This window comes from Streptosporangium sp. NPDC050148, assembly GCF_055586505.1.
This window is the reverse complement of the sequence record NZ_JBVJIA010000037.1, coordinates 33,641-60,466: the sequence shown is the minus strand read 5'-3', so window position 1 is coordinate 60,466 and position 26,826 is coordinate 33,641. Positions and strand designations below refer to the sequence as shown.

Sequence of the window (26,826 nt, the reverse complement as noted above, 5' to 3'; positions counted from 1 at the left end):
CCCGCCACCTGGTGGCGATGAAGGACGGCCGCGTCGTCGCCGAGGGCGCGCCCGGTGCCGTCGTCGACGCGGCGCTCGTCCGGGAGGTCTTCGACCTGCCGAGCATCGTCGTGCCCGACCCGGTGACCGGCACCCCCATCGTGGTGCCCACCCTCTGACCCGCTTTCCTCGCGGCAGGTAAGGCGATCACCCGTCCCGGGAGAAGCCTTACTTTCCCGTACTTTCAGAACTTTCGAAAGCGTGTCTCCAGCTCAGAGAGATATTGATTTGTGGAGTTTCGAAATATTTTTGCTCTCTATTGACATGTTTCGGTGATTTTTTCACACTGAGCGCCATACGGGCGGGCATGTGCCGCCCCCTTCTATCCACCGGAAGGAGAATCCCGGCCATGATCGATTCAGCCAGGTCGAGGATCCGTACACGGGCCGTCGCGCTGATGGCGGCGGTGCTTCTGTCGATCACAGGTGTGCTGGCGCTCACCGTCACGGAAGCCTCGGCGGCGGTCGAGAACGAGGGCGCCGACTGTGCCGTGCCGACCCTGCCCGACGCGGGCAGCCTGCCCACGAACTCCCGCCTGCCCGATCCCTTCCGCAAGCTGGACGGCACGCGCATGACCACCACGGGTGAGTGGCGCTGCCGCCGTGAGGAGATCAAGCGCCTGGCCGAGAAGTTCGTCTACGGTGAGAAGCCCGGCAAGCCGGCGAGTGTCACGGGCACCGTCTCCAGCAGCAACATCACGGTCAACGTCTCCCACAACGGTCGCTCCTCCAGCTTCTCGGCGGGTGTGCAGTTGCCGACCGGGGGCGGATCGGGCCCCTTCCCCGCCGTGATCGTGTACGGCGGCCTCGGTGCCGACACCGCCGCCATCCGGGCCGCCGGCGCCGCGGTCATCAGCTACGACCCCTACGTCGTGGGCCGGGAGGGCACGCCACGCAACAACAAGCAGGGCGCCTTCTACAGCGTCTACGGCTCCTCCTCGGCGACCGGGCTGCTGGCCGCCTGGGGCTGGGGCGTCAGCCGCATCATCGATGTGATCGAGCAGTCGGGCGGCAACGTCCTGAAAGCGGACGCGACCGGCGTGACGGGCTGCTCCCGTTTCGGCAAGGGCGCGTTCGTGGCCGGTGTCCTCGACCAGCGCATCGCCCTGACGATGCCGATCGAGTCCGGCACCGCAGGAGTGCCGATCTTCCGCGGCGTCCCCGGTGAGAACGCCCAGAGCCTGTCCAGCGCGTACGGTGAACAGCCCTGGTTCGGCGACGCGTTCGGCTCCTTCACCGGCAGTCCCACCCGCCTGCCGGTCGACACCCACCAGATGGTCGCGATGATCGCCCCCCGCGGCCTGTTCATCATGGACAACCCGCACATCGCCAACCTGGGCCCGCGCTCGGCGAGCGTGGCGGCCCTGGGCGGCGCCGAGGTCTACAAGGCCCTGGGCGCCGGTTCCAACATCACCTACTGGTCCGACGTCCAGGACGGTTCACACTGCGCGAACCGGTCCGAATGGCGCACACCGCTGCAGCAGAACATCCAGAAGTTCCTGCTGAAGACCGGGAACACCCCGGGAGTGATGCGCATCTCGTCCCGTGCCCAGGGCAACCTGGCCGAGTGGCGCGACTGGACCACCCCCGTCCTGACCGACGCCACTCCCTCCCCGACCCCCACGGGAAGTCCTTCGCCGTCGGCCAGCCCGTCGCCGGCCCCGTCGGCCACCACGCTGGGCGCGGCGGCCGCGCGTAGCGGCCGGTACTTCGGTGTCGCGATCAACTCCGGAAAGCTCGGCGACTCCCAGTACACGACGATCGCCGACCGGGAGTTCGACTCGGTCACCGCCGAGAACGAGATGAAGATCAACGCCACCGAGCCGAACCGGGGGCAGTTCAGCTTCGGCGCCGGTGACCAGGTCTACAACTGGGCCACCGGCAACGGCAAGGAGGTGCGCGGCCACACGCTGGCCTGGCACTCCCAGCAGCCCGCGTGGATGGAACAGATGTCGGGCTCGGCCCTGCGCCAGGCGATGATCAGCCACATCAACGGGGTGATGGCCCACTACCGCGGCAAGCTCGTGCACTGGGACGTCGTCAACGAGGCCTTCGCCGACGACGGCAGTGGTGGCAGGCGCTCCTCCAACCTGCAGGGCACCGGCAACGACTGGATCGAGGTGGCCTTCCGCACCGCCCGGGCCGCCGACCCCGGCGTGAAGCTGTGCTACAACGACTACAACATCGAGAACTGGTCGGCGGCCAAGACCCAGGGCGTCTTCCGCATGGTGCAGGACTTCAAGGCCCGGGGCGTGCCGATCGACTGTGTCGGCTTCCAGGCCCACTTCAACAGCGGCAACCCGCTGCCGTCCAACTTCCAGACCACGTTGCAGAACTTCGCCGACCTGGGCGTGGACGTGGCGATCACCGAGCTGGACATCGCCGGCGCCTCGGCCTCCGACTACGCCGCCGCCACCCGCGCCTGCCTGCGGGTGACCCGCTGCGTGGGCATCACCGTGTGGGGGGTACGCGACAGCGACTCCTGGCGCCCCGATGACAACCCGCTCCTGTTCGATCGCAGCGGCAACAAGAAGGCCGCCTACACGGCGGTGCTCAACGAGCTCAACGCCGCCGGACCCGGCCCCGGTCCCGGCCCGACCCCGACGCCCACGCCCACACCGGGTGGCGGCTGCACCGCGCAGCTGTCCGCCGGCCAGACCTGGTCGGACCGCTACAACCTGAGCGTCGCCGTCACCGGCGCCGACGACTGGGTGGTGACCATGACGATGCGGTCTCCGGCGAAGATCATCGCTACCTGGAACGTCAGTCCGACCTGGGACTCCTCCGGCAACGTGATGACCGCTCGGCCCAACGGCGCCGGCAACGACTGGGGGGTGACGATCCAGCACAACGGCAACCGGACCTGGCCCACCGTCTCGTGCCGGCCCGCCTGAGGGCCGGGCGGTGAATCCGGCCGGCGGCACGGTCGCCGGTCCCGCGACCGGGACGCCCGCTCCCGCGCCCCGGCCGGGTTCGCCGATAGCCTTGCCGGATGCCCGAACCGTACCTGACGCCCCGGGAGACCGTGGAACACGAGATCGAGATCAAGCGGTCCCGTTTCCTGTGCGCGGTCGGCCCGGCCCGGTCCGAGGAGGCGGCCAGGGAGTTCGTCGCCGGTCGCAGGCGGCTGTACGGCGACGCCACCCACAACTGCTCGGCGTACGTGATCGGCGGTGACCGGGGTGTCCAGCGGGCAGACGACGACGGCGAGCCCGGCGGCACCGCGGGGACCCCGATGCTGGAGACCCTGCTGCGCCGGGGCGTGGCCGACGCGGTGGCGGTGGTGACCCGTTACTTCGGCGGGGTGAAGCTCGGCGCGGGCGGCCTGGTCCGCGCCTACGGCTCCTCGGTCGGCAAGACCCTGGACGTGACGCCGCTGGTCGAGATGGTGCCCGCCCGGGTGATGACCGTGACCGTGGACCACGTCCGGGCCGGACGGCTGGAGAACGATCTGCACGCCTCCCCGTACGAGATCAGGGAGGTCGTCTACGGGGCCGAGGTGGGTTTCCGCGTCGCGGTGCGTGAGCGGGACCTCGCGGCCTTCCCCGGCTGGGTCGCCACCCTGACGGCCGGCCGGGCCGGGGTCGAGCCGGGAGAGGCGGTTCACCTCGCGTCTCCCTGAGCAGGGCCGAAAAGGGACGACTGGGACGGCGTCAATGTGGGATAGGTCACACTTGGCCGGGGACGGTGGTGCGGGCCGGGGGGTGGATCGGCCCGTTCCCGGCGGCCGGAAGGGGTGGCACGGCCCGGCGCGACCCCCCGCGCGGCCCTTCGAAAATCGCTTTGACGTGCGGAAACGCAGGGGGGCTTCCGGTCGTGGCGGGCCCGGCGGCGGGGGGTGCGATTTTCCTCAGCCGGTGGGCTGTGGTGCGCACCAGGCAGGATCGGGAGCGCTCCTCATCCACGCCGTACCCCGGCTCTCCGTAGCCTTGTCCCCATGAGTTCACCGAATCCCGACGGGATCGCCGGCTGGGCGATCAGCCTCATGGAAACCCTGGGCGCACCGGGGGCAGGTCTGGCCATCGCGCTCGAGAACCTGTTCCCGCCCCTGCCGAGCGAGGTGATCCTGCCGCTGGCCGGATTCACCGCCAGCCGGGGGGACATGAGGCTGTTCGACGTCGTGGTCTGGACGACCCTGGGGTCGGTGATCGGCGCGCTGGCGCTGTACGCGGTCGGGGCGCTGCTGGGACGCAACCGCGTGGTGGCCATCGCCTCCAAGCTGCCGCTGATCAACGTCGCGGACATCGAGAGGACCGAGGCGTGGTTCGCCCGGCACGGCAAGAAGACCGTCTTCTTCGGGCGGATGATCCCGATCTTCCGCAGCCTCATCTCGATCCCGGCGGGGGTCGAGCGGATGCCGATCACGATCTTCACGCTCCTGACCACGGCGGGCAGCCTCATCTGGAACACGGCCTTCGTGATGGCCGGCTACCTGCTCGGTGAGCAGTGGGAGCTGGTCGAGCAGTACATGGGCATCGTCTCGAAGGCGGTGCTGGGCATCGTGATCCTGGCCATCGTGATCTTCGTGGTGGTCAGGGTGTCCGACCGCCGCAAGGGCAGGCACCACGCCTGACCGGTGAGGGGGGCCGGGGCCGCCCGTGACGCCCGGCCGGCCCCCGGGCCCTTGGGCCTTGAGCCCCGGCCGGTGCGCCGGGGACCGGCCCGCCGGCCGGGATCACGTTCCGGGTCACGCGGTCACGAGGCCACGAGGCCACGCGGACACGAGGCCACGCGGACACGAGGCCACGCGGACACGAGGCCACGCGGACACGAGGCCACGAGGACCGGTGCGAGCCACGGCATCGGGCTGGGCCGTTCCGGCCGGGCGGGACGAGGCGCTCGTCCCGGACTCAGGGGCCCGGTGACGGATCCAGGCGCCCGGCCGCGCGCCGGAGCAGCCCTCGGACCATCGGCGGGTGCACGAGACGCACGGGACCGAGGTAGAGCCACCCGAGCGTGTTGTGGACCTGGACGAACGTGATCACGTCCACCGCGCCGTCGTGGCACCGGACGGCCGCTCGGAAGTCGAGGTGCCGGTCGTCGGCACCCACCAGCACCTCCTTCTCGTTGCGGGCCAGTACGGGGAAGCTCTCCTGTGAGGTCGTCCGGAGCCCGAGAAGCCTGACCGCACGATCGCGTACCGACAGCGCGGCGGTGACCCACGCCGGTGGATCGTGGAAGAGTCCGCGCGCCCATTCGGCGGGATCCGCGCACGCGTGCGCGGACACGGGCTGGCGTTGGCAGTCGGTCCAGTCGCCCCGGATCCCGGAGGCGGTGAGCAACGTCGTCGGTGACGCCACGGTGGGATGGGCGCGGGCTCGTCTCGTGATCGGCATCTCAAGTTCTCCCGTTCGGGGCGATCGGCCAAGGTGGCGGCGTGGTCACGTGGTCCGCGCCGTCAGCGGTGCGCGGGCGGTGACGGGGACACGACGGGGGCGACACCGAGGATCCCGCGCACCGCTCTCTCCATGAGCTCGATGTCGTGGGGGGCCTGGCCTGCCACCTGGATCGCGACCGCCTCGATCAGCCCGACGAAGGCGACCGCCGTCAGGCGCGCCGGCGGCCCCGGGGGGATCGAGCCGTTGTCGCGGCCCGCGGCGATGAGCCCGGCGCACTCGGTCTCCAGTCGGCCGATGGTCTCACCGACCGCACGCCCGACCGGGTGATCCTGCCCGGCGAACTCGACCCTGAGGGTGAGCATCACCCTGGCCACGTCGCGACGGCAGTAGAGAGTGTGACCCCTGGCCATCGTCAGGAGCGAGGCCAGGGGATCGGCCTCGGAGAGGGCGGGCAGGCGCACCTCGGCGTCCCACGTCTCGCTCACCCACTCCACCACCGCGAGGGCGAGCTCCTCCTTGCCGGCGAACAGGTGGTAGAGCGCCCCCCGGGTGTATCCCGCGTCCCTCGCCACCTGCTCCAGGACCAGATCGGCGTAGCCGTACGTGGACAATCCCCGCGCGGCGCTCGCCAGGATGGCCCCCCGCGTCCTGGCGCGCCTATCGGCCTGCGTGCGACGCGCGACCGTCCCGCTCATACCGCTTCCCCCGCCCTCGTCTCCGGTTCCATCGTCAATATACATACATACGTACATGTATGAAAGTGTGACGGACGGCTCCCGTCGCCTGTCCCGCTCGCAGGGATCACCCCTCGCCGGTCTGCGCGCCGGTCTTCTCGACGGCCCTGAGCAGCATCTCGGCCATCGACCGGCCGGCCACCCGCAGCGGCTCCGGGTCGCGGGCGGCCCGGGAGAGCACGAACGCCCCCTCCAGAATCATGATCATCGAATAGGCGAGTGACCGCGCCGTGTTCCGGTCGGGCACCCAGCGGGCGAACCACTGCTCACCGGCATCGACCCAACCGGCGAAGACCTCCGCCGTCGTGACCCGGAGGACCTCGTTGGTGCCGGCGACCTCCAGCGCCACGGCCGCGATCGGGCACGCGTCGGCGTAGCCGGTCGCTGCGAGGTCGTCCGCGGCCGTCCGGAAGGCGTGCTCGACGGACTCGACCGGGTCCGGGACGCTGTCCAGCAGTTCCAGCACCATCCGGCCGTACGCGGTTCCGGACGTGCGGATCGCCTCCTCGGCCAGCTGCTGCTTGCCGCCGGGGAAGAAGTGGTAGATGGAGCCGAAGGGCGCGTCCGCCTCCGTGGCGATCCGCTTCAGGCCGGTGCCCGAGTAGCCGTTGCGGCGGAACAGCACCGTGGCCGCGTCCTGGATCCTGGTCCGCGTGTCCGTCCGTCCCATTGCGCTTCACCCTTTCCGCGCCCAGAGGGCTTGGCGTGATCCGTCGGTGTTCACTAGGTTACATTAGAACGATCTATCAAATGGAGGTGTGATGCCGACGATCGAGCTGTCGTGCGGTCCGATCGACTATCAGGACACCGGCGGCCAGGGGCCGGTGCTGGTGTTCGGCCACGGCCCGCCGATGAACGAGACCCAGTGGCGCAAGGTGGTGCCGCTGCTGGAGGGGTACCGCTGCGTCCTGCCCACGCTGCCCCTCGGTGGTCATCGCCGGCCGATGAACCCGGACGCCGACCTGTCGCAGCGCGGTGTCGCGCTGCTGCTGGGCGAGTTCATCGAACGGCTCGCCGTGGACGAGGTGACCCTCGTCCTCAACGACTGGGGCGGTGGCCAGTTCCTGGTGTCGGAGGGGCGGGCCCACCGGATCGCGCGCCTCGTGCTGGTGGCCTGCGAGGCGTTCGACAACTTTCCCCCGGGACCCGTCAAGCCGCTGGCCGCGATGTGCAGGGTTCCCGGTGGCATCTGGCTCCTGACGCGGCTCATGCGTTTTCCGTGGTTCCGGAACAACCGCGATGGATTCGGCGGGATGAGCCTGCGCGGGATCCCGGACGAGATCATGGACGACTGGTTCGCTCCCGCGACCCGGAGCAGGGCCATTCGCAGGGACTTCGCCAAGTTCGCCACCTCGGCGCCCGGGCGTGGGACCTTGCTGGCCTGGAGTGAGCGACTGAGCGACTTCGACCGCCCCGTGCTGGTCGTCTGGGCGAGCGAAGACCGGTTGATGCCGCGCGAGCACGGCCCCCGGCTGGCGGAGCTGTACCCAGGGGGCCGGCTGATCGAGATCGCCGACTCGTCCACGCTCGTCCCCGAGGACCAGCCCGAACGACTCGCCGAGGTGCTCACCGGCTTCCTGGTCGAGACCGGGGCGGAACCGTCCCGGCACGCGCGCTGAGCGAACGGCGACGACCGCCTTCACCGCGATCGGCGGCGACCGCGACGACGAGCCCGGCTTCGGGAGGCCGGGCCGCACAGGCTCGACCACGGAGGCACCCGGCCGCCCGTGATCACGGCACACGATCTGGGGGACTTCATGACCCGCGCACAGCTGGACAAGCGACCGCATGAGGTCGCCGCGATGTTCGACCGCACGGCCCGGCGGTACGACTTCGTGAACGACGTCATCTCGCTCGGCCGGATGCGGCTGTGGCGCAGGGCCGTCGCCGAGGCCGTCGACGCGGGTCCCGGCGAGATCGTGCTCGACCTCGGAGCGGGTACGGGCACCTCCACCGATGCGTTCACCGGGCGGGGCGCACGCGCGATCGCCTCCGACTTCTCCATCGGCATGCTGAACACGGGCGTCAGGCGCAGGGGGCGAAACGCGCTCACCGGCCCCGGCCTGCCGTTCATCGCGGGTGACGCCCTGAACCTGCCGTTCGCCGACGACGCCTTCGACGCCGTCACGATCTCCGCGGCGCTGCGCAACGTGCACGACACCGGGCAGGCCCTGCGTGAGATGCTGCGCGTCGCCAAGCCGGGCGGCAGGCTGGTGATCCTCGAATCCTCCCACGTGACGGTCGCGTCGTTCGACCTGCTCCACCGCGAGTACCTGATGAGGATGCTGCCCGCGGTGGGCAGGATCTTCGGCTCCAACGACGATTCCTACGAGTACCTCGCCGAGTCCGTCAGGGACTGGCACGACCAGCCGGCCCTGGCCGGGATCATCCAGGGGGCCGGCTGGGAGCGGGTGGCGTGGCGCAACCTCGACCTGGGCATCGTCGCCCTGCACAGGGGCTACAAGCCCCGGCGCTGAATCACCGGCGTCACGCTCGACCCGGTGCCGGCGGGCCCGGCCGGGCGGCACCGCTGGGGTCGCCGCGGGGGTCACCGTGGTGCCGGTCGGCCAGGGCGGCGATGCCGGTCGCGGTCGCGGTGACGAGGTCGATGATCATCGCGTCGTCGACGGGCAGGTTGATGATGTACAGGCCGGCCGCGAGGGAGCCGAGCAGCAGCAGGTGGGCGATCGTGGGGTCGACGGGGCCGGCCAGTTCGCCGCGCGCCACCGCCCGTTCGACGATCTCGGCGAGACCGGCGTGTTCGGCGGCCAGGAAGGTGTCCTGGAACCGGGTGTCCAGTTCGGGGTCGGCGGCGAGCTCGCCTATCAGGGCCGGTGCCACGTGCCTGGCCGCCGGGGTGGCCATGCGGGCGTGAAACGTGCGGGCCAGTGCCAGCAGGTCCCCGTGCAGGGAGCCGGTGTCGGCCGGCGGTGGCGGCTGCTGTCCGTGCACGATGGCGGCGAACGCCATCTCGGCCTTGGAGGCGTAGCGGCGGTAGATCGCCGCCTTGCCCACTCCGGCGCGGGCCGCGACCCGGTCGACCGTCAGGGCCGGGTAGCCCGCCTCGTCGATCAGCTCCCGGGTGGTCTGCAGGATCTTGTGATCCACGCGACCGTCCCGGGGGCGTCCGCCCTGTTGCCTTCTCACCGCCATGCCTGCATGATACGGAACATCGGTACCGAAACCACGGTTCCGTAACTCGCCCGGACCTGGGTGCCGGCCGTCCCATCGCCGATGGAGCCGCACCGCACGGCCTCGCGACACGAACGGAGAACTCAGATGATCAAGTGGGCCGGTTGGATCCTCGCGTTCTGCGGAGCGGCGCACACGCTCGGCGCCCTGACGGTGGAGAAGGCCGCGCGCCACGCCGGGACGTGGTTCGGCGGGGGACTGTGGCACGAGGACCTGGCGCAGATGAGCCCGGCGGGCAGCGCGTACTGGCTGAGCGTGGACAGCTTCGGCCCGCCCCTCGTCGTGATCGGCCTGATCGTGGTGTGGCTGGACCGCCGCGGCATCACACCGCCGGCGTTCATCGCGTGGACGCTGGGGATCTGGACCGTGGTCGACGCCGTGGTCCAGCCGTTCACGCCCTGGCCGCTCGGCGTGCTCGCGATCGTCCTGCTGCTGGCCGGGACCCGCCGCGCCGCCCGCCATGACGCCCCCGCGCCTCGGACCGGGCTCCCACGGTGACGCCGGGCCGCGCCGAAGCCACACCCCATCTTCCCGCGACAGGTGGTACACCACGATGAGACTTCCCGACGGTACGCACACCGATCAGCCGTGGCGCATTCACGAGATCGCCGCCGACTTCCACCTCGAGGACGTGTGGGCGCTGCCGACCCCCGGCGGTCCGGACGACTTCGAGCGATTCGTGCGGATGGGCGAACGGATCGCCGGCGACGACCACGCCCCGACGGACGGCTGGGCATGGCCGGCGCGCGCACTGTGGGACCTGCGCTGGCGACTCGGGCGACTGCTGGGCTGGGACGGACCCGAACACGACCTCGATGCCCGGGTGCCGTCCCTGCGCGACCGGCTACCGGCCGACCTGCGCGACGGACCGATTCCGCCGGTGCCCCACGGGACACCGTTCCGCCCGGTCTACCTCACGCACAACGAGATGTGCTGGGAACTGGCGAACAGAACCGTGCACTGCCTGTCCCATTACGGGTGGGTCCCCGACGGCTCGGGCGGCTACCACGCCCAGGCGGCCGCGCTGATCAAACCGAACGGCGTGTTCGGGCGGTCCTACATGGCCGTGATCCGGCCGCTTCGCCACCTGATCGTCTATCCGCAGCTGATGAAGCAGGCCGCCCGCAGGTGGCAGAACACCCCGCCGGCCTCGCCGCCGACGGCTGCGACACGGCCACCTTCGCGCAGGTGAGCCACCCGGCCGCGCATGGTGCCGCAGAGCGGGCAGGGACCGGCGGGGCTGCTGGAGGTCAAGACCCTCGGATGACCGGGACCTGGTCACCGGCCACGCTCACCGGACGGGCCGACCGTGATGCCCGGCCCCCGAATCCGGGGACCGGGCATCACGGACGCCGGTGGGACCTCTTCGCCGGGTTCCTCACGCGACCCCGTGAGGAGACCGGTCAGAGCCGGAGGGCCTCCTCCTGGGCGGCGGTGAGATCGCTGGGCCACAGGCGGTACACGTTCAGGCGCGTCTCGTAGTACTTGTCGGTCTCCCCGGCCCACTGCATGCCGATGCGCCTGGCCACCCCGGCGCCGCGCTGGTTGTTCACCCGGACGACCGCGACGAGTTCGTGGGCGCCGATGGAGAACGCCCAGCCCGCCAGGGCGCGGCCGGCCTCGGTGGCGTAGCCGTTCCCCCAGGCGTCGGGGGCGAGCTGCCAGCCGATCTCGATGTCCTCCTCGTCCGGCGGCAGGTATCTGAGGGACAGGCCGCCGACGATGCGCTGGTCGGAGTTGCGCACGACCGCCCAGCGGCCCAGCGGGGGTGTCAGGGCCGGCCTGCTGCTCTCCCACGACTCCAGCGTGGCCCGCATCGCCTCCTCTCCCTCCAGCCGGTTCATCGCCGGAGAGAGCCAGCGGGTCACCTCGGGCTCCCCGTAGATGGCCAGGGCCTCGCCGGCGTCGGCGGGACTCCAGTCACGCACCGTGAGGCGGTCGGTGGTCAATAACGTCATGATCTTCCTCTCCCTGACGAGCAGGCCCGGCCGTACGGCATGAGAGAACATGGAGCAGAAGAAGGATCATTCCTTGCCTGAAATGTCCGATGTGTTGCCCTTGTGAGGGTACGCCTATCGAACCGTCGCCGACCAGGGCGGGGTCAGCCCTCCAGGGCGTACTGCATGACCCTCAGTTTCGCCTGGGCCTCGGCGAGTTCGGAGGCCGGGTCGGAGTCGCCCATGATCCCGCAGCCGGCGAACAACCGGGCACGGGCACCCTGGATCTGCGCGCAGCGCAGCGCGATCCCCCACTCACCGTCACCCCGGGCGTCGATCCAGCCGACCGGACCGGCGTACCCGGCGCGGTCCATGCCCTCCAGGTCGCGGATGACGTCCAGCGCCCGCCCGGTCGGGGTGCCGCCCACGGCGGCGGTCGGGTGCATGGCCTCCACCACGTCCAGCACCGAGGTCCCGGCCGGCAGCCGCCCGGTCACCGGGCTGGCCAGGTGCTGGACGTTCGCGAGCACCAGCAGCTCGGGCGCCTCGGGGATCTTCAGCTCGGCGCAGAGCGGGTCCAGCGCCTGGCGTACCGACGCCACCGCGCAGGCGTGCTCGTGGCGGTTCTTCTCCGAGGCGAACAGGGCCGCGCCGCGCGCCACGTCGTCGGCCTGGCCGCTGCCCCGGGCGATCGTGCCGGCCAGCACCAGCGACTCCAGCGTCTCCCCGGTCCGCCGGACCAGCAGCTCGGGGGTGGCGCCGACCAGCCCCGCGCAGGAGAACGTGTAGCACTCGGGGTAGCGGGCGGCCAGCCGGGCGAGCAGCAGGCGGACGTCGATCGCCCGCTCGGCGACCGCGTTCAGGTCCCGGGCCAGCACGGTCTTCTCCAGCAGGCCCGACCGGATCCGCCGGATCGCGCGGGCCACGGCGTGCTGCCACTCCGGCGCGGTCAGGCTGCCGTCGCCGTACCGGATCCTGCCCGGGTCGCGGAGCGGCGTGACGGCGTCGAGCCGACGCTCGCCGACGGTGGTCAGCCAGGCGCGGCCGTCACGGCGGGCCAGGATCGTCTCGGGCACGACCAGGAGCGAGCCGTGGGCGTCCGGGTCGAAGGTGAACGAGCCGAAGGCGACCGGGCCCGAGCCGGGGGCCGTCACGTCGTCGTCGACGTGCGCCTCGCCGAAGATCTCCGCGAGGCGGTCGCGGGCCCAGTCGAAACGCCCGGGGCCGGGGGGCACGTCCAGGCGCACCGCCTCGCCCCACGCGACGAGTCCCTCTCCGCGCCTGACCCAGGCGTAGGGGGCGGCGTCGGGGAGCCGGGAGAAAAGGTCGCCGGGGTCCTCGACGGGGGTGGTTCTCACCACGAGAGGACGAATCGATCCGAGCGCTACACTCACCTCCGCCACTCTATGCGTAAAACTGAACGTGTTCGACTGTCGTTCACGCCCCAGCACACCCGCCACGACGTGTCAAGAAAACCAAGGCACTCGGTCAACGAAGCCTGCCGCTCCGACCTGCGGTGATACATCCGAAGCAGACGAGATCTCGCAGCGGGGGTGTCATGCTTCGCAGGACTGTGACGGCATTCACAGGGCTGGCCGCCCTCACGATCGCCCAGGCCGCCCCGGCCTGGGCCGCCCGGACGGCCCCGACGGCTCCCGCGGCCCAGACGGCCCAGACGGCCGGAGTGTCCGGGGTGGCCCGGACTGCCGAGCCCTGGCGGCCGAGGGTGATGGCCGCGCTCGGCGACTCCATCAGCGCCGGGTTCAACGCCTGCGGCTGGTACGTCCCCTGCGCCTCGCGCTCCTGGTCGACCGGGGATCACCCGAGCGTCCGGAGCCACCGCCTGAGGATGGGCGATCTCGGCCTCGCCCCGCGCACCGTGAACCTCGCCGTCCCCGGCTCCACCAGCGCGGGTCTCGCCGCCCAGGTGGCGCGGGCCGTCGAGCGCCGGGCCGACTACGTCACGATCCTGGTCGGCGCCCAGGACGCCTGCGTGTCCTCCGAGCGGCTGATGACCCCGGTGGACCTCTACGAGAGCCGCGTCGCCCAGGCCCTGGCGACCTTCCAGGCCGGCCGGCCCGGCGGCCGGGTGTTCGTGGCGAGCGTCCCCGACGTCGGCCGGCTCTGGCGGATCGGCAAGGACAGCCCGGTGGCGCGCGGCTTCTGGGCGGTGGGCCGGATCTGCCCCACCATGCTGGCGCGCCCCACCTCGGCCTCGGAGGCCGACCGGGCCCGCCGCGAGCGCGTGCGCGCCCGCATCGCCGGGTACAACGCCGCGCTCGCCCGGGTCTGCGCGGCCTACGGCCCCGGCTGCCGCCACGACGGCGGCCAGGTGTTCGCGCAGCCGTTCACGCTCGGCCACGTCAGCAAGTGGGACTTCTTCCACCCGAACGCGGCCGGTCAGCGGCTGATCGCGGAGAAGACCTTCCGGATGATGCGCGACTGGCTCGCCGAACCGGTGGTGGAGCCCCTGCCCGCTCCCTGACCCTCGCCGTTCAGAGCCAGCCGTTGTGCCGGGCGGTACGGGCGGCCTCGATGCGGTTGCGGGTGCCGGTCTTGCCGATCGCGGCGGACAGGTAGTTGCGCACCGTGCTCTCCGACAGGTGCAGCCGGTCCGCGATGTCGGCGACCGTCGAGCCGTCGGCCGCCGCGGACAGCACGTCCCGCTCGCGCTCGGTCAGCGGGCTGGTGCCGGTGCTCAGCGCCGCGGCGGCCAGCGCGGGATCGATCACCTTCCCGCCCGCCAGGACCCGCCGGATCGCCGCGGCCAGCTCCTCCACGGGACCGTCCTTGACCAGGAACCCCGAGGCGCCCGCCTCCATCGCCCGGCGCAGGTACCCGGGCCTGCCGAAGGTCGTCAGGATCAGCACCCGGCACTCCGGCAGCCGGTCCCGCAGCTCGGCGGCGGCGTCCAGGCCGCTGATCCCGGGCATCTCGATGTCCAGCAGCGCCACGTCCGGCCGCGCGCCGAGCGCGGCCGCGACGACCTCGTCGCCCCTGCCGACGGTGGCGACCACCTCGATGTCGTCCTCCAGGTCCAGGAGCGTGGCCAGCGCGCCGCGCATCATGCCCTGGTCCTCGGCCAGCAACACTCTGATCATCGGAACGTCCTCCGGTACGGGAGCCGGCCGGTCATGGCAGCGTCACCTTCAGCAGGAAACCGCCCCCCGGCGCCGGGCCGGCCTCCAGCGTCCCGCCGAGCGCCGCGGCCCGCTCGGACAGGCCGCGCAGGCCGTTGCCGAAGACCCCTTCCCCGGCGCCCCGGCCGTCGTCGCGGATCTCCAGCACCGTGCCCCGCAGGGAGATCGAGCAGGTACGGGCGGAGCCGTGGCGGACGACGTTCGTCACGCCCTCGCGCACGGCCCAGCCCAGCAGCGCGTCGGCCTCCGGCGTGGGCGCGTCCCCGGTGACGGTCACCGTGGCGGTGACGCCCGCGTCGGCCAGGACCGTGCGCGCGCCGTCCAGCTCGGCGGCCAGACCGCGTCCCCGGTAGCCGGTGATCGCGGCCCGCACCTCGTGCAGCGCCTCCCGTCCGAGGGCCTCGATGTCGGCCGCCTGGGAGGCCCCCGCCTCGGCGTCACGGGAGGCCAGCCTCCGTACGACCTCCGCCTTGACCACCATCACCGAGAGCGTGTGCCCGAGCAGGTCGTGCAGGTCACGGGAGAAGCGCAACCGCTCCTCGGCCACCGCGACGCGGGCCAGTTCCTCGCGGGTGTCGTGCAGCTCGCCGATCACCGAGAACAGCCTCAGCACGATGCTGACCACCAGGCCGCCGGTGGTCGTCCCCCAGCTGACCAGCGAGATCTGCTCCGTGCTCGCCCCCGACCGCCACATCACCACGACCAGCGAGAGGGTCAGCACGACCAGCAGGACGTAGACCGGCCTGCCGCGCAGCACGACCCCGCAGGCGATCGTCATCAGCGGGGCGAGGAAGAACCAGTCGTGGGCGAGCCCGGCCAGCAGCAGGAAGGTCACCCCCAGCAGCCCGGCCAGCACCACGGCCGCCGCGCGCCGCCGGTCGGTGAAGGACAACCGGACGCACAGCACGTACAGGACGACGAAGGCCGCCAGGCCCAGCGCCGCCGGGAGCACCGGCCGCGCGTCTCCCTCCACCACGTCGACGAGCGGGGGATAGGCGATCAGCAGCCAGGGGTAGAAGGCCAGCTGCCCCGGCCCTCCGCGTCCCGGCTCTTCGTGTCCCGGCCCCTCGCGCTTCCTCACCGCAGGCCCTCCGCTCACCTGGAGACTCCTATCATGCGGTCCACATGGGGCGCCCGGCCCGGCGGCGGGTGTGCACCGTTCACGTGAGGCGCCCGGCCCGGCGGTAGGCGTACACGGCGAGGGCGCCGAAGGCGACCAGCCAGCCGGCCAGGATCAGCGCCGTGCCCGCGTCGGGCACCTGTCCGAACGCCACCCGGCGCGGCAGGTCGGCGTAGCCGAAGCTCGGCGTCCACCCCGACAGGGTCCTCATCCAGCCGGGGAAGCCCTCGACCGGCATCCAGAGCCCCCCGACGACCGCCAGCCCCAGGTTGGCGGCGATGTTGAGCACGGTGGCGGTCTGCCCGCTGAACAGGTAGCCGAAGGACAGGGCGAGCAGGATGAAGGGCAGCGAGCCGACCCAGAGCAGCGGCACGATCGAGGCCCACTGCCAGGCCTGCAGGCGCACCCCGTTCAGCAGCGCTCCGGCCAGGGACACCCCGCAGATCGCGGGCAGCACCACGAGCATGCCGGTGATCGCCTTGCCCGTGACCACCCGCGCCGGGGACAGCGGGGTGGTGCGCAGCAACCGCAACCAGCCCGCCGTACGGTCCTCGGCGATGCCGGTGCCGTTGTTGAAGGCCGAGCCGATCGCCCCGAAGGCGGCCATGCTGACCATCACGTACACGGCGGCCGAGACGCGGTCGGCGCCCGTGACGCCGAGGTTGGTGAACAGGAGGTACATCGCCACCGGCATCACGAAGCCCATGATCACGTACCCCGGGTCACGGAGGACCCTGACGACCTCCAGGCGTATGTAGGCGAGCATCAGGCGTCCACCTCCGTCAGCGCGATGAAGGCGTCCTCGAGCGCGGCGGGCGCCACCTCGATGTCCCGTACGGCTCCCATCCCGGCCAGTGCCATCACCGTGGCGTCGGCGTCGCGGGTACGCAGGTGCACGCGGCCGTCGCGGGCCCGCGCGGAGGTGACCCCGGGCAGGCGTTCCAGGTCTGCGGCCCGCCGGGTGCCGGCGGTGACGCTCACCGTGGTCAGCGAGACCAGGCGCTTGATCTCCCGGCTGGTGCCGTCGGCCGCGATCCGGCCCTTGTCGATCACGACCACCCGGTCGGCGTACTCGTCGGCCTCCTCCAGGTAGTGGGTGGAGAACAGCACGGTCCTGCCGCGCGCGGCGAAGGCGCGCATGCTCTCCCAGAACTCCCGCCTGGCGCGGACGTCCAGTGCCGCGGTCGGCTCGTCCAGCAGGATCAACTCGGGGTCCCCGGCCAGCGCCAGCGCGAAGCGCAATCGCTGGGACTGGCCACCGGACAACCGCTCCACCCGCCGGCCGGCCAGCTCCTCCAGCCCGGCGGCGGCCAGCACCTCCGGCACCGGGATCGGCGTCCGGTAGGTCATGGAGACGAAACCGACCAGCTCGCGGACGGTGGTCCGGGGGACCAGGCCGCCCTCCTGGGGCATCGCCGCCAGCCGCCCGGCGCGGATCGCGGCCTCGGGCGTCCCCCCGAAGATCCGGACGCCGCCCGAGGTCGGGGCCAGCAACCCGAGCATCAGCCCGATGGCCGTGGACTTCCCCGCGCCGTTGCGCCCGAGCAGGGCCACGGTCTGCCCGACGGGGATGTCCAGACTGAGGCCGTCCACGGCCCGTACCGTCCCGAAGTGCTTGGTCAGATCACCGAGCGACACCGCGTCGCCCGTCGTGCTCGTCGTGCTCGTCGTCACTGTCGTGCTCGTCATGGGGGGAACGCTACGGAGGGACCGAAGACGCAGGTAGATCCATCGATCCGGACCCGGCCGGGACAAATGTCACCGTCCGCGGACGCGGCACCCCCGGACATCTCCGCCCCGGTCCTGTCCCGTCCCGGACCGCGAGCGCGTTCCCGTTCCGTGGTGGCGTGTCCCGGGGACGGGCCCCCGCGTCTCGTGGGGACCCCCGGGGTCAGGCCGACAGCGCGGCGAGCGCGGCCGCGGTCTTCTCCGGCTCGGAGAACATCGGCCAGTGGCCGGTGGGCACCGCCGCGAAGCTCCACTCGGGCCCGGAGAGCGCCGCGAAGTACGGGTGACCGGAGGCGATCATGGCATGCACCTGCTCCAGCGGGAACGAGCACGTCACCAGCGTCTTGGGCAGCGCGTCCGCGCCTCCGCCGAGCCTCAGCGGGCGGGTCAGCGTCCCGTACGGCTGCGGGACCGCGCGGGAGGCGAACCACGCGCGCTCCACCTCGCCCAGTCCCTCCAGGCTGACCCCGGCCCGCTCGTGCTCCTCCCAGGACGGGGGCGGGTAGCCCACGCCGCCGCCCTCCTCGGCGACCCTCCTCTCGACGAGCTCCCGCTCCTCGGGCTCCCTGATGTCCAGCTGGGTCATGCCGTCGGCCATCGGCCCGCTGTCGAGGTAGACGATCCGGGCGACGCGCTCGGGGATCCGGTCGGCCGCCCCGGTGACCGGTGCCCCGGCCCCGCTGTGGGCGACGAGGATCACCCCGATCAGGTCCGCGAAGACGATCGTGTTGACGATGTCCTGGACGTGGGTCTCCAGGTCGACGCCGGGACCCGCCAGGTGGACCCGGTCGCCGACCCCGGTGAGCGTGACCGGGTGGACGTCGTGCCCGGCCTCGCGCAACGGCCGGGCGACCTTCTCCCAGGCCCATCCGCCGATCCAGAAGCCAGGAACCAGGACGTACGTGCTCATGTCTTTCTCCTTCGTTCGCCTGGTCTCACCGTAGGATCGAATCCGGACAGTACCGGTCCGGATATGTGAGGGATCTTGCCGTGACGGCCGCCCGGGTTCTCGCGCTGCTGGAGCTGTTGCAGGCCGCACCCGGCCTGACCGGCCCCGAACTCGCCGCCAGGCTGGAGGTGGACGAGCGCACGGTGCGCCGCTACGCGGTGCGGCTGTCGGACCTCGGGGTCCCGGTCCAGGCCGAGCGGGGCCGCTACGGCGGCTACCGGCTGCTGCCCGGCTACAAGCTGCCCCCGCTGATGCTCACCGACGACGAGGCCACCGCCGTGGTGCTGGGCCTGCTGGCCGGGCGGCGCACCGGGCTGGCGGTGGGGGAGGCGGCGACCGAGAGCGCACTGGCCAAGATCCAGCGCGTGCTCCCCGGCCCGCTGCGCGAGCGCGTCGACGCGGTGTCGCAGACGCTCGACCACACCGGACGCGCGGCGCCGAGGACACCCGCCCCGAGGGCCGCCCCGCTGCTCGCCCTAGCCGGTGCCGCCCGGCACCTGGTCACCGTACGGCTGGCCTACCGCTCCTGGCGCGGCGACGCCTCGACCCGCGAGCTCGACCCGTACGGCATCGTCTTCCACTCCGGCCGCTGGTACGTCGCGGGGTTCGACCACGCCAGCGGGGAGGTCAGGACCTTCCGGGTCGACCGGGTGGTGGACGTCACGCGCACCGGGCGCGCGTTCGCCGTCCCCGAGGGCTTCGACCCGGTCGCGCACGTGGTCGGGTCGCTGGCGGCGGTGCCGTACCGGCACGAGGTCAGGGTGGTGCTGGAGACCACCCTGGAGGAGGCCGCGGCGCGGATCCCCGCCACCACGGCGACCCTGAGCGAGACCCCCGGAGGGGTGCTGCTCGCCACCCGCGCCGAGCGGCTGGACGGGATGGCGCAGATGCTCGCCGGTCTCGGCGTGCCGTTCACCGTCCTCACCCCGGACGGGCTGCGCGACGAGGTCAGGTCCCTGGCCGCCCGCCTGCTGGCCTTCGCCGGCCGGGACCGGGTGGGGTGACCGGCGCCGGGGGACCGGGCCGGAGGAGCGTCAGCGGCCCGCGGCGAATGCGACCTTTCCGGTGGATCGTGATGCGGTGCGACCCACCGGTGTGAACCGGCCGGCGAGGAGCGGGAGAAACCGCAGGTGCCTCTCCCGCCGACCGGACGGGCCGTCCCTGCGACGATGACCGCGCCGGTGTCGCCTACGCGACGTCGGGTCGTGTCATCAGAGGTGACCGCAGATGCAACCTCAGGTCGGGGCCGGTCAGCGGCACGGTGTTCCACGTCGCCACCGCCGTGCCCGCGCCGGCGTCGAGCTCCAGCCGGACCCGGTGCGGGGTGGTGATGACGTACAGCTCGGCGACGAACGTGTCGCCCTGCCAGGCGCCGGTCGCCACGACCGGGCGCCCGAGCGGTGCGCTCTCGCGCCACGCGCCGTGGCCGACCTCGACCTCGACCTCGGACGGCGACCCGAAGCGCACCAGCCATCCCCCCTGCACCGGATCGATGACCACCGTGGTCCCGCCGGGCAGGGCCGAGTCCTCGGCGGAGGCGTCGAGGACGGCCTCGGCCGAACGCTCCGGGCCGGCCGATCCCGGCACCGGCGCGAACGACAACCGCCGCAGGCGATCGGCGAGCACCTCGTCGTCCCGGGGGCTCGCCGCCTGATCCAGGCCGGGCAGCAGGCACTCCCACAGGGGGCCGAGGATCGACTCACCCTGCGTTATGGCGGCGGTCACGGCCACCACGAGTTCGTGCTCCGGGACGACCACGCACAGCTGGCCGAAGGCGCCGTCGCCACGGTAGCCGTGACGCGACATCCAGAACTGGTAGCCGTACCCGCAGAGCGTGTCGGGGTTCTCCGACCAGCCCTCGATCTGCCGGGTGTCGACGTGCCGTCCGGTCGCGAGCCGCACCCACTCGCGCGGGACGAGCCGCCGCTCGCCCCACCGGCCTTCGCGCAGCAGCAGCTCCCCGAAGGCGGCCACGGCCTCGGTCGTCAGGTGCAGCCCGTGAAATCCGAAGGCGGCACCGCCGGCCACCCGGTCCCACTCGGCGTGCTCGATGCCCATCGGCCCGAACAGGCGCTCCTGCAGCAGTTCGGGCAGGCCGTGTCCGGTGACGCGTTCCACCATCCGGGCCAGCACGAACGTGGTCGCGTTGTCGTAGGCGTGCCGCGTTCCCTCGGGGTCGGGAAACGGCACGCGCAGGAAACCCTTCACCAGGTCGCCCGGCTCCAGCCGCCAGGCCTCGTCCAGGCTGTCGTCGCGATGTCCGGTCGTCATCGACAGCAGGTGGTGGACGTTCAGCCGCCGCGCCCGCGGTGAGATGTCGGCCGGGACGTGCTCGGGCAGCACGTCCACCACCCGATCCTCCAGCGAGAGCACCCCGTCGGTGATCGCGAGCCCGGTGGCGATCGCGGTGAAGGACTTGGTCAGCGAGTACAACAGGTGCGGGCGTCCGGCCGAGTACGGCGCCCACCAGCCCTCGGCGACGACGTGACCGCGGCGCACGATCATGATGGAGTGACACTCGGCCGACTGCGCCTCGATCCGGTCCAGCAGCGCGGAGATCGAACGAGACGACACCCCCGAGGCGGCCGGCGTCGAGCGCGGCAGCAGGGCACGCTGGGAAGACATCCGCCCACCGTAACGAAGCCGCCGCGTCCGTTCGATCGATTTACGAGGCACCCCCTGAAGGAGGAGGCGCGAGACCGCGGAACGCAGGCAGAAGGACCTGTTCGTCGAGAGGAGCCGGGTGACGAACGGGCTTCCGAAGGATCTCGCGGATCGAATCGAGCGGATCCTGAGACGACACTGATCGTTCCGGGCCGCGAGGCACCCGGCCACCTCGGACGGTCAGGGGTCACTCCGGGGGCACGGGTCAGCCGCAGTTGCCGAAGGTCCTGCGGCCGCCGGTCGCCTCGGTGAAGTCCCGGCGGGTGTCGCGGATGCTGCCCCAGTACGAGACGCACCTGCGGCCGGCCTTCAGCTTCACGGGCCCGGCGTAGTACTTGAACCTGCCCGTGTCGGTCTTGGGCCTGCCGCCCTGCACCGTCAGCGTGGCGGTGGTGTGGGTGGCGGTACGCCGGAAGGCGGTCTTGATGGTGACCGCGCAGTTGTAGCCGGTGCGGCGGTTGTACAGGAGGTGCACGTACCCGAAGGTGTCGCTCCCGGCCCTGACGGGACGGACGCCGTCCTTCACCCGCTTGAACCCCGCCCCGCAGACACGCTCGGGCGTGTGGACGGCCGAGGTCGCGTACGCCGCGTACGCCGGGTCGGCCGCGAGAACCGCTGCGGCCAGGGCGGTCACGGCGACGGCCTTCACAGCGGACCGGATCAACTGTCTCCCCTTCGACGAGTGGGGCGCGACGCACGCCCCTGCGAACGAACCCATCGATCCTGGCCCATCCCCCTCCTTCCAGGCAACGAGTCCGGAATAAGGCTGGACCGAAAACCTCGCGGGGGCGGGGCGGCTCGTGTTCCGGCCCGGCGCCCGCGGGTCCGGGAGCCTGATGACGGGTGGACCGTGCCGGACATGACGATCCCGCCCGTCCCCGCGGGCCCTGGAGCCTGACGCGCCTTCGGTCCCGCGGGCGGGGCGATGCTCAGGGGGTGAGGACGAGGCGGCCGCGGAGGCCGCCGTCGGCGAGCCGGTGGTGGGCCGCGGAGACCCGGTCGAGGGGCATGGTCCCGGCGACGCGCAGGGTGAGCGCGCCTGCCTCCACCAGGGCGACGAGGTCCGACAGGCGCGCCCCGTCGGCGCGGATCCAGTGGTTGAACACCCGGATGCCGCGCAGCGGCGCCGGTGCCCCTCCCGCGACCAGCGCGGCGAACGTCCCGCCGGAGCGGACCGCGTCGAGGGCGGCCGCCCCGACCACGGCGGTGTCCAGTGCCGCGTCCACGCCGCCAGGGACGAGGGCGCGCACCGCCTCGCCCAGCCGTGCCGTACGCGGCACGAACAGCCCGGCTCCGAGCTCGCGCACCAGCGGCTCGTCGCCGGCCCCGGCGACCGCGACCACCCGGATCCCGCGTGCCGCGGCCAGCTGGACCGCGAAGCCGCCGACGGCACCGGCCGCACCGGTCACCAGCAGTGTCCGCCCGGGCTCCAGGCCGAGGCCGTCGAGCGCCTGGAGGGCGGTGAGCCCGTTCAGGGGCAGGGTCGCGGCCTGTACGGGGGTCACGCCCGCCGGGGCGGCCGTGACCGCGTCCGCGTCCAGCACGACCTGTTCGGCCTGGGCGCCCAGCGGCACGTCCAGCCGGTCGGACAGGCCGATCACCCGTGCCCCGCGCTCGATCCCGGTGACCCCCGGGCCCGTCTCCTCGACGACGCCTGCCACGTCCCAGCCGATGCCGATCACGTCCCGTACCGGGAGCAGGCCCGCCTCGGTGAGCGCGCCGGAGCGGGTGGCCAGGTCGACGGGGTTGACCGTCGCGGCCTCGACCCGGATGCGCACCTGCCCCTCTCCGGCGACCGGCACCGGCACCTCCGCGATCCGCAGGACCTCGGGCCCGCCGAAGGCGCGGACGACGACTGCACGCATGTGTTCTCCCCGTTGTTCCGAAAGGCCATCTGTTCCGAAGGCCATCTGTTCCGAAAGGCCGTCATGGACGTGGGGACAACCGTATGGAGAGCTACTCTCTATCAGGAAGTACGCACTCCGAGGTGCGTACCGAACCCACAGGAGCGTCGTGACCACCCGTACCGCCGCGCGACGGCGCGAGGAGGCGCGTGTCGCCTACGACGCCTACCTCGCGGCCTGCCCGGCCCGCCGGCTTCTCGATCGCATCAGCGACAAGTGGGTGAGCCTGCTCCTCAACGCGCTCGCCGACGGCCCGCGGCGCTACAGCGACCTGTCCCGCACCGTCGCCGGTGTCAGCCAGAAGATGCTCACCCAGACCCTGCGCGGCCTGGAACGCGACGGGCTGGTGTCCCGCTCGGTCACCCCGTCGGTCCCGGTACGGGTCGACTACGCCCTCACCCCGCTGGGCGTCAGCCTGCTCCCGGTGATGCGGGCCATCAAGGACTGGGCCGAGACGCACATCGAGCAGGTCACCGCCGCCCGCGACGCCTACGACGGGCGCACGTCACCGCAGGAGCCTCACCGGGACCTCCCCGGCGGTGGCCCGGTGACGGCGGGCGCCCACGGGACCGCACCCTCAGGGGCGCCCTGAGAACACGGCGTCCTGAGCACGAGGGCCGGCCGGTGGACGCCGGCCGGAGCGCCGGGCCCCGCGCGCGCACGACGACGAGCGGGTCAGGGCATGCGTCCCCCGGTCTGGCGGGGCGGCAGGCGCGGCACCGCCAGCCGGGGCCTGGCCGCCGGGTTGGGCGTGTGCGGCGGCTGCAGGACCAGGCGCTCCAGGGCCACGTCGATGGCCCGCTCCAGCTGGGTGTCCACCCCGGCCGCGTAGTCCTGCGGGGTGATGTCCACCTCGATGTCGGGGTCGGTGCCGTAGTTCTCCACCCGCCAGCCCACGTCGTCGAAGGCGAAGGAGAACTCGGGCTGGGTGGTGATCGTCCCGTCGGCCAGCCGGTGCCGGGGCCAGATGCCGATCACCCCGCCCCAGGTGCGCTTGCCGATCAGCGGTCCCAGGCCCAGCAGCTTGAAGGTGTGGCTGAAGATGTCACCGTCGGAGCCCGCCCACTCGTTGGTGATCGCCACCATCGGGCCGCGCGGCGACTCGTCGGGGTAGGGGTCGGGCACCCCCCAGCGGGGGAAGTCGTACCCCAGGCGGCGCCGGGCCAGCTTCTCCAGCAGCAGCGCCGAGACGTGACCGCCCCCGTTGAAGCGGACGTCCACCACCAGGGCCTCGCGGTCGTACTCGACCAGGAAACCGCGGTGGAACTCGGCGTACCCCTCCGGGCCCATGTCCGGGATGTGCAGGTAGCCGATCCGGCCGCCCCCGCGCTCGTGGCAGCGGGCCCGGTTGGCCTCCACCCAGTCGCGGTAGCGGCCCGGCTGCTCGTCGCCGATCGCCCTGACGGTCACGGTCCACCTGTCGTCCCCGCGCCCCAGGGTGAGCTGCACCTCCTGGTCGGCCTGGTTGACCAGCAGCTCGTCCGGGCACACGTCCCGGCCCACCCGCTGGCCGTTGACGGCCAGCACCGCGTCACCGGGCCGTACGTCCACGCCGAGACGGTTGAGCGGCGAGGTCGTCTCGGGATCCCACCGGTCGCCGCCGACGATCCCGGCGATCCGGTGCGCCCCGTCCTCGAAGGCCCAGTCGACGCCGAGCTTGCCCTGCCGGTAGTGCGGCCGGGGCCGGTAGGCGCCGCCGCTCTCGTAGGCGTGCGAGGTGCCCAGCTCGCCCAGCAGCTCCCACAGCAGGTCGGAGAACTCCCCCCGGGTGGTGACCCGGTCCACCAGCGGCAGGTACCGCAGGTAGACCCCGTCCCAGTCGAGCCCGGCCATGTCCTCGGTCCAGAAGTTCTCCCGCTGCAGCCGCCAGGCCTCCCGGAACATCTGCCGCCACTCCGCCTCGGGCCGGATGGAGACCTTCACCCGCGACAGGTCCACCCACCCGCTGGTACGGCCCGGCGTGTCGTCGTCCTCCGGCTCCTGCCCGGCCCTGATCATCCGCAGCCGCGCGCCGGACCGGTAGAGCAGCGTGTCGCCGTCGCGGCCCAGCCGGAACTCCGACACGTCCCCGACCAGGGTCTCCTGCTTCTGCTTGGCGAAGTCGTAGACGTGCAGGGTGCCGTCGGAGGAGTCGGCGTAGTCGTCGCCGACGCTCCCCTCGACCGGGAAGGTCAGGTAGACCGCCTTGCCCTCGATCGCGGCGACGCCCTCGTAGCGGCCCTCGGGCACGGGGAAGACGACGACCCGGTCCTCGATGCCGTCGAGGTCGATGACCACCTCGGGCACCCCGTCGTCGCCGTCGTCGTCACCGTCCCCGTGCTCCCCGTGCTCCCCGTTCTCGTGACCGGTGCCGCCGGTGCCGGCGTCGTCGTCGTCGTCCCTGAGCGGCCGGGGCGCGGGGACGAAGGGGGAGGGCACGTCGGCCCGGAGCGCGATCGCGTACGGGCGCGAGCCCAGCGGGAAGCCGAGGTCGAACTGCAGCTCGTCGTAGACGGGGTTGAAGACGCGCCGGCCGATGAAGTACAGGTAGTCGCCACCGGGGTCGAAGGCCGGACGGCCGTCCCAGAGCAGCGGCCGGGTGGCGGGGAACGTCTCGCCCGTCTCGGCCCGGCACAGTTTCACCGCGGTGGTCTGCGCGGTGTCCTGGCAGGCGTACGCCAGCCAGCGGCCGTCGGGGGACCAGGCCAGGTCCTCGATCGCGCCGAACCTGCTGGAGTCCACCACCCGGGCGCGGGCCCGGCCGTCCCCGTCCCGGCCGGTGCCCCTCGCGGAGCCGGCACGGCGGCCGGGCGCCGGCGCCCTGCCGGTCGCGCCGGTAGCGCCGGTAGCACGGTCGCGGCCGTCACGGCCGTCCGTCCCGCCGGTCCCGTCCGGTGCGAGGTCCACCAGGATCAGCTCGTTGCGGTGGTTGGCCACCGCCAGGACGTCCGCCGTGGGGGAGACCTCCAGGGCGACGGCGCGGCCGGTGTCGAGGTGGTCGAGCCGGACGGGGTCGGCGCACCCGTCGGCGGACAGGATCACCAGCACCTCGCGGTCGCCCTCGTCGCTGGCCGCCGCCACCAGCCGCTCCCCGTCGCCGAGCCAGTTCAGCAACCGGTAGCGGACCCCGTACAGCGACCCGTGCTGGCGCACCGGCCCCTCCCAGGCGGCGAAGGAGAACGCCTTGCCGCGGGTGGTGACGGCCAGGCCGCTGCCGTCGGGGCTGAGCGTGGCGCCGTCCAGGAAGTCCTCGGCCGGGGCGAACCGGCGATTGCGCTGGGTACGGGAACTGCGCAGCCGCACCTCGATCGGGCGCGACTCCCCGTCCTCCACCAGGTACAGCTCGGCCCCGGCGTGGTAGACCAGCCTGCGGCCGTCGCCGGAGAGGTTGCGGGCGTAGTAGTCGGCGTGGTCGGAGTGCCTGTGCAGGTCCCCGCCCTCGGCGTCGCAGGAGTAGACGTTGCCGACGCCCTCGTGGTCGGAGATGAAGTACACCCGGTCCCCGGCCCAGCAGGGCGAGGCCAGGTTGCCGGGCAGCGAGGTGAGCCGCCGGAACCGCCCGCCACCGGTCTCGATCCACAGGTCGCCCACGGTGCCGCCGCGGTAGCGCTTCCACCGGGCAGGGTCGGCGGTGTTGCGGCCGAGCACGATCCGCGGGCCGTAGGAGATGGTGTTGGCCGGGCCGTAGGGCAGGCGCTCGGGCATCCCGTCCGGTTCCACCCGGTGCAGCCACCTGCGGCCGTCGAAGGGCTGCCCCTGGTCGCTGGCGTAGACGATGCCGCCGGTCGGGTCCCAGCCGGTGACGGTGGAGCGGGCCCCGTGGTAGGTCACCCGCCGGGCGGCGCCACCGTCGGCGGGCATCACGTAGACCTCCTCCGGCCCCTCCTCGCGGCCGACGAAGGCGAGGCGGTCGCCGCCGGGGGAGAAGCGGGGATAGCCCGCCTCGGCCACCCCGGCGGTCAGCCGGAAGGCCCGCCCGCCCTCGGCGGTGACCATCCACAGGTCGTCCTCTGCGGCGAAGACGACCACGTCACCGAAGATCGTCGGAAAGCGAAGGTAGGCGGGCATCGTGTCACTCCATGATCGGGCGACGGGAGGTCAC

The 26,826-nt window shown here is 72.4% G+C and carries 26 protein-coding genes; 11 read left to right on the top strand and 15 right to left on the bottom strand.

All coding sequences use genetic code 11. The annotated features are described in order from the left end of the window. Positions 1-11 precede the first annotated feature (11 nt). The 4 genes from ACZ6RT_RS31380 (at position 12) to ACZ6RT_RS31365 (ending at position 4,611) form a co-directional block, all read left to right on the top strand. A complete protein-coding gene (locus ACZ6RT_RS31380) occupies positions 12-158 on the top strand; it encodes a hypothetical protein (protein ID WP_470157489.1) in 147 nt (48 codons plus the stop codon). 230 nt (positions 159-388) lie between these two features. Continuing rightward, positions 389-2,932, top strand: a complete 2,544-nt coding sequence (locus tag ACZ6RT_RS31375; RefSeq protein WP_470157488.1) for a glycoside hydrolase family 10 protein — start codon at positions 389-391, stop codon at positions 2,930-2,932. 98 nt (positions 2,933-3,030) lie between these two features. After that, entirely contained in the window at positions 3,031-3,660 is a 630-nt protein-coding gene (locus ACZ6RT_RS31370) for a YigZ family protein (protein WP_399195838.1), read from the top strand. A gap of 315 nt (positions 3,661-3,975) precedes the next feature. Further along, positions 3,976-4,611: a DedA family protein gene (locus tag ACZ6RT_RS31365; protein ID WP_399195836.1), complete on the top strand. Its 636-nt coding sequence runs from the start codon at positions 3,976-3,978 to the stop codon at positions 4,609-4,611. A gap of 277 nt (positions 4,612-4,888) precedes the next feature. Here ACZ6RT_RS31365 and ACZ6RT_RS31360 read toward each other — a convergent pair whose 3' ends face one another. From ACZ6RT_RS31360 to ACZ6RT_RS31350, 3 genes are all read right to left on the bottom strand, one after another. Continuing rightward, positions 4,889-5,374, bottom strand: coding sequence for a DUF2867 domain-containing protein (locus ACZ6RT_RS31360; RefSeq protein ID WP_470157487.1), 486 nt, complete (start codon positions 5,372-5,374; stop codon positions 4,889-4,891). Between the two features lie 62 nt (positions 5,375-5,436). Continuing rightward, positions 5,437-6,072, bottom strand: a complete 636-nt coding sequence (locus ACZ6RT_RS31355; protein WP_470157486.1) for a TetR/AcrR family transcriptional regulator — start codon at positions 6,070-6,072, stop codon at positions 5,437-5,439. Between the two features lie 106 nt (positions 6,073-6,178). Further along, the gene (locus ACZ6RT_RS31350; protein ID WP_399195829.1) at positions 6,179-6,781 is read right to left on the bottom strand and encodes a TetR/AcrR family transcriptional regulator; all 603 of its coding nucleotides are present in this window, start codon (positions 6,779-6,781) and stop codon (positions 6,179-6,181) included. 91 nt (positions 6,782-6,872) lie between these two features. Between ACZ6RT_RS31350 and ACZ6RT_RS31345 the strand changes: the two genes are divergently transcribed. Both ACZ6RT_RS31345 and ACZ6RT_RS31340 read left to right on the top strand, forming a co-directional pair. Next, the gene (locus ACZ6RT_RS31345) at positions 6,873-7,730 is read left to right on the top strand and encodes an alpha/beta fold hydrolase (protein WP_470157485.1); all 858 of its coding nucleotides are present in this window, start codon (positions 6,873-6,875) and stop codon (positions 7,728-7,730) included. Between the two features lie 138 nt (positions 7,731-7,868). Continuing rightward, on the top strand, positions 7,869-8,588 hold the full coding sequence (locus ACZ6RT_RS31340) for a class I SAM-dependent methyltransferase (protein ID WP_470157484.1): 720 nt from the start codon (positions 7,869-7,871) through the stop codon (positions 8,586-8,588). 10 nt (positions 8,589-8,598) lie between these two features. Here the strand turns inward: ACZ6RT_RS31340 and ACZ6RT_RS31335 are convergent, their stop codons facing one another. Beyond that, complete coding sequence (locus ACZ6RT_RS31335) at positions 8,599-9,219, bottom strand: TetR/AcrR family transcriptional regulator (RefSeq protein WP_399195823.1); 621 nt, start codon at positions 9,217-9,219, stop codon at positions 8,599-8,601. 171 nt (positions 9,220-9,390) lie between these two features. On the opposite strand from ACZ6RT_RS31335, the gene ACZ6RT_RS31330 reads away from it, so the two are divergent. Together ACZ6RT_RS31330 and ACZ6RT_RS31325 are read left to right on the top strand one after the other, a co-directional pair. Beyond that, entirely contained in the window at positions 9,391-9,801 is a 411-nt protein-coding gene (locus ACZ6RT_RS31330; protein WP_470157483.1) for a DUF6463 family protein, read from the top strand. A gap of 55 nt (positions 9,802-9,856) precedes the next feature. Then, entirely contained in the window at positions 9,857-10,495 is a 639-nt protein-coding gene (locus ACZ6RT_RS31325; RefSeq protein WP_470157482.1) for a DUF2867 domain-containing protein, read from the top strand. Between the two features lie 211 nt (positions 10,496-10,706). Here ACZ6RT_RS31325 and ACZ6RT_RS31320 read toward each other — a convergent pair whose 3' ends face one another. Next, positions 10,707-11,261: a GNAT family N-acetyltransferase gene (locus tag ACZ6RT_RS31320; RefSeq protein WP_399195815.1), complete on the bottom strand. Its 555-nt coding sequence runs from the start codon at positions 11,259-11,261 to the stop codon at positions 10,707-10,709. A 143-nt stretch (positions 11,262-11,404) separates the two neighbouring features. Continuing rightward, positions 11,405-12,634 carry an isochorismate synthase MenF gene (locus ACZ6RT_RS31315; protein ID WP_399195813.1) on the bottom strand — a complete coding sequence of 410 codons (1,230 nt, stop codon included), beginning with the start codon at positions 12,632-12,634 and terminating at the stop codon, positions 11,405-11,407. 179 nt (positions 12,635-12,813) lie between these two features. On the opposite strand from ACZ6RT_RS31315, the gene ACZ6RT_RS31310 reads away from it, so the two are divergent. After that, positions 12,814-13,725, top strand: coding sequence for a GDSL-type esterase/lipase family protein (locus ACZ6RT_RS31310; RefSeq protein WP_470157481.1), 912 nt, complete (start codon positions 12,814-12,816; stop codon positions 13,723-13,725). 10 nt (positions 13,726-13,735) lie between these two features. Here ACZ6RT_RS31310 and ACZ6RT_RS31305 read toward each other — a convergent pair whose 3' ends face one another. The 5 genes from ACZ6RT_RS31305 to ACZ6RT_RS31285 form a co-directional block, all read right to left on the bottom strand. Beyond that, complete coding sequence (locus tag ACZ6RT_RS31305) at positions 13,736-14,341, bottom strand: response regulator transcription factor (protein WP_399195809.1); 606 nt, start codon at positions 14,339-14,341, stop codon at positions 13,736-13,738. Between the two features lie 31 nt (positions 14,342-14,372). Then, positions 14,373-15,461 (bottom strand): sensor histidine kinase, encoded by a 1,089-nt coding sequence (locus ACZ6RT_RS31300; protein ID WP_470157480.1) that lies wholly within the window; start codon positions 15,459-15,461, stop codon positions 14,373-14,375. Positions 15,462-15,540: 79 nt separating this feature from the next. Then, a complete protein-coding gene (locus tag ACZ6RT_RS31295; protein WP_470157479.1) occupies positions 15,541-16,266 on the bottom strand; it encodes an ABC transporter permease in 726 nt (241 codons plus the stop codon). Further along, a complete protein-coding gene (locus tag ACZ6RT_RS31290; RefSeq protein WP_470157478.1) occupies positions 16,266-17,189 on the bottom strand; it encodes an ABC transporter ATP-binding protein in 924 nt (307 codons plus the stop codon). The genes ACZ6RT_RS31295 and ACZ6RT_RS31290 overlap by 1 nt, the downstream gene beginning before the upstream one ends. A 202-nt stretch (positions 17,190-17,391) precedes the next feature. After that, on the bottom strand, positions 17,392-18,138 hold the full coding sequence (locus ACZ6RT_RS31285; RefSeq protein WP_470157477.1) for an alpha/beta fold hydrolase: 747 nt from the start codon (positions 18,136-18,138) through the stop codon (positions 17,392-17,394). An 80-nt stretch (positions 18,139-18,218) separates the two neighbouring features. On the opposite strand from ACZ6RT_RS31285, the gene ACZ6RT_RS31280 reads away from it, so the two are divergent. Next, a complete protein-coding gene (locus ACZ6RT_RS31280) occupies positions 18,219-19,181 on the top strand; it encodes a helix-turn-helix transcriptional regulator (protein WP_470157476.1) in 963 nt (320 codons plus the stop codon). A 184-nt stretch (positions 19,182-19,365) separates the two neighbouring features. Here ACZ6RT_RS31280 and ACZ6RT_RS31275 read toward each other — a convergent pair whose 3' ends face one another. The 3 genes from ACZ6RT_RS31275 to ACZ6RT_RS31265 all read right to left on the bottom strand — a co-directional run bounded on the left by ACZ6RT_RS31275 (position 19,366) and on the right by ACZ6RT_RS31265 (position 22,706). Next, complete coding sequence (locus ACZ6RT_RS31275; protein ID WP_470157475.1) at positions 19,366-20,802, bottom strand: serine hydrolase domain-containing protein; 1,437 nt, start codon at positions 20,800-20,802, stop codon at positions 19,366-19,368. A 244-nt stretch (positions 20,803-21,046) separates the two neighbouring features. Next, the gene (locus tag ACZ6RT_RS31270; protein WP_470157474.1) at positions 21,047-21,505 is read right to left on the bottom strand and encodes a hypothetical protein; all 459 of its coding nucleotides are present in this window, start codon (positions 21,503-21,505) and stop codon (positions 21,047-21,049) included. A gap of 265 nt (positions 21,506-21,770) precedes the next feature. Further along, positions 21,771-22,706, bottom strand: coding sequence for an NADP-dependent oxidoreductase (locus tag ACZ6RT_RS31265; protein ID WP_470157473.1), 936 nt, complete (start codon positions 22,704-22,706; stop codon positions 21,771-21,773). A 148-nt stretch (positions 22,707-22,854) separates the two neighbouring features. Between ACZ6RT_RS31265 and ACZ6RT_RS31260 the strand changes: the two genes are divergently transcribed. Beyond that, a complete protein-coding gene (locus tag ACZ6RT_RS31260; RefSeq protein WP_470157472.1) occupies positions 22,855-23,337 on the top strand; it encodes a winged helix-turn-helix transcriptional regulator in 483 nt (160 codons plus the stop codon). Positions 23,338-23,420: 83 nt separating this feature from the next. Here the strand turns inward: ACZ6RT_RS31260 and ACZ6RT_RS31255 are convergent, their stop codons facing one another. Next, positions 23,421-26,792 (bottom strand): S41 family peptidase, encoded by a 3,372-nt coding sequence (locus tag ACZ6RT_RS31255; protein WP_470157471.1) that lies wholly within the window; start codon positions 26,790-26,792, stop codon positions 23,421-23,423. Positions 26,793-26,826: the final 34 nt, after the last annotated feature.

Bases quoted from the DNA above. Each gene is read 5' to 3' on its own strand.
- ACZ6RT_RS31375 (WP_470157488.1), top strand. From the start codon at position 389: ATGATCGATTCAGCCAGGTCGAGGATCCGTACACGGGCCGTCGCGCTG.
- ACZ6RT_RS31370 (WP_399195838.1), top strand. From the start codon at position 3,031: ATGCCCGAACCGTACCTGACGCCCCGGGAGACCGTGGAACACGAGATC.
- ACZ6RT_RS31365 (WP_399195836.1), top strand. From the start codon at position 3,976: ATGAGTTCACCGAATCCCGACGGGATCGCCGGCTGGGCGATCAGCCTC.
- ACZ6RT_RS31360 (WP_470157487.1), bottom strand. From the start codon at position 5,374: ATGCCGATCACGAGACGAGCCCGCGCCCATCCCACCGTGGCGTCACCG.
- ACZ6RT_RS31355 (WP_470157486.1), bottom strand. From the start codon at position 6,072: ATGAGCGGGACGGTCGCGCGTCGCACGCAGGCCGATAGGCGCGCCAGG.
- ACZ6RT_RS31350 (WP_399195829.1), bottom strand. From the start codon at position 6,781: ATGGGACGGACGGACACGCGGACCAGGATCCAGGACGCGGCCACGGTG.
- ACZ6RT_RS31345 (WP_470157485.1), top strand. From the start codon at position 6,873: ATGCCGACGATCGAGCTGTCGTGCGGTCCGATCGACTATCAGGACACC.
- ACZ6RT_RS31340 (WP_470157484.1), top strand. From the start codon at position 7,869: ATGACCCGCGCACAGCTGGACAAGCGACCGCATGAGGTCGCCGCGATG.
- ACZ6RT_RS31330 (WP_470157483.1), top strand. From the start codon at position 9,391: ATGATCAAGTGGGCCGGTTGGATCCTCGCGTTCTGCGGAGCGGCGCAC.
- ACZ6RT_RS31325 (WP_470157482.1), top strand. From the start codon at position 9,857: ATGAGACTTCCCGACGGTACGCACACCGATCAGCCGTGGCGCATTCAC.
- ACZ6RT_RS31320 (WP_399195815.1), bottom strand. From the start codon at position 11,261: ATGACGTTATTGACCACCGACCGCCTCACGGTGCGTGACTGGAGTCCC.
- ACZ6RT_RS31305 (WP_399195809.1), bottom strand. From the start codon at position 14,341: ATGATCAGAGTGTTGCTGGCCGAGGACCAGGGCATGATGCGCGGCGCG.
- ACZ6RT_RS31295 (WP_470157479.1), bottom strand. From the start codon at position 16,266: ATGCTCGCCTACATACGCCTGGAGGTCGTCAGGGTCCTCCGTGACCCG.
- ACZ6RT_RS31290 (WP_470157478.1), bottom strand. From the start codon at position 17,189: ATGACGAGCACGACAGTGACGACGAGCACGACGAGCACGACGGGCGAC.
- ACZ6RT_RS31285 (WP_470157477.1), bottom strand. From the start codon at position 18,138: ATGAGCACGTACGTCCTGGTTCCTGGCTTCTGGATCGGCGGATGGGCC.
- ACZ6RT_RS31275 (WP_470157475.1), bottom strand. From the start codon at position 20,802: ATGTCTTCCCAGCGTGCCCTGCTGCCGCGCTCGACGCCGGCCGCCTCG.
- ACZ6RT_RS31265 (WP_470157473.1), bottom strand. From the start codon at position 22,706: ATGCGTGCAGTCGTCGTCCGCGCCTTCGGCGGGCCCGAGGTCCTGCGG.
- ACZ6RT_RS31255 (WP_470157471.1), bottom strand. From the start codon at position 26,792: ATGCCCGCCTACCTTCGCTTTCCGACGATCTTCGGTGACGTGGTCGTC.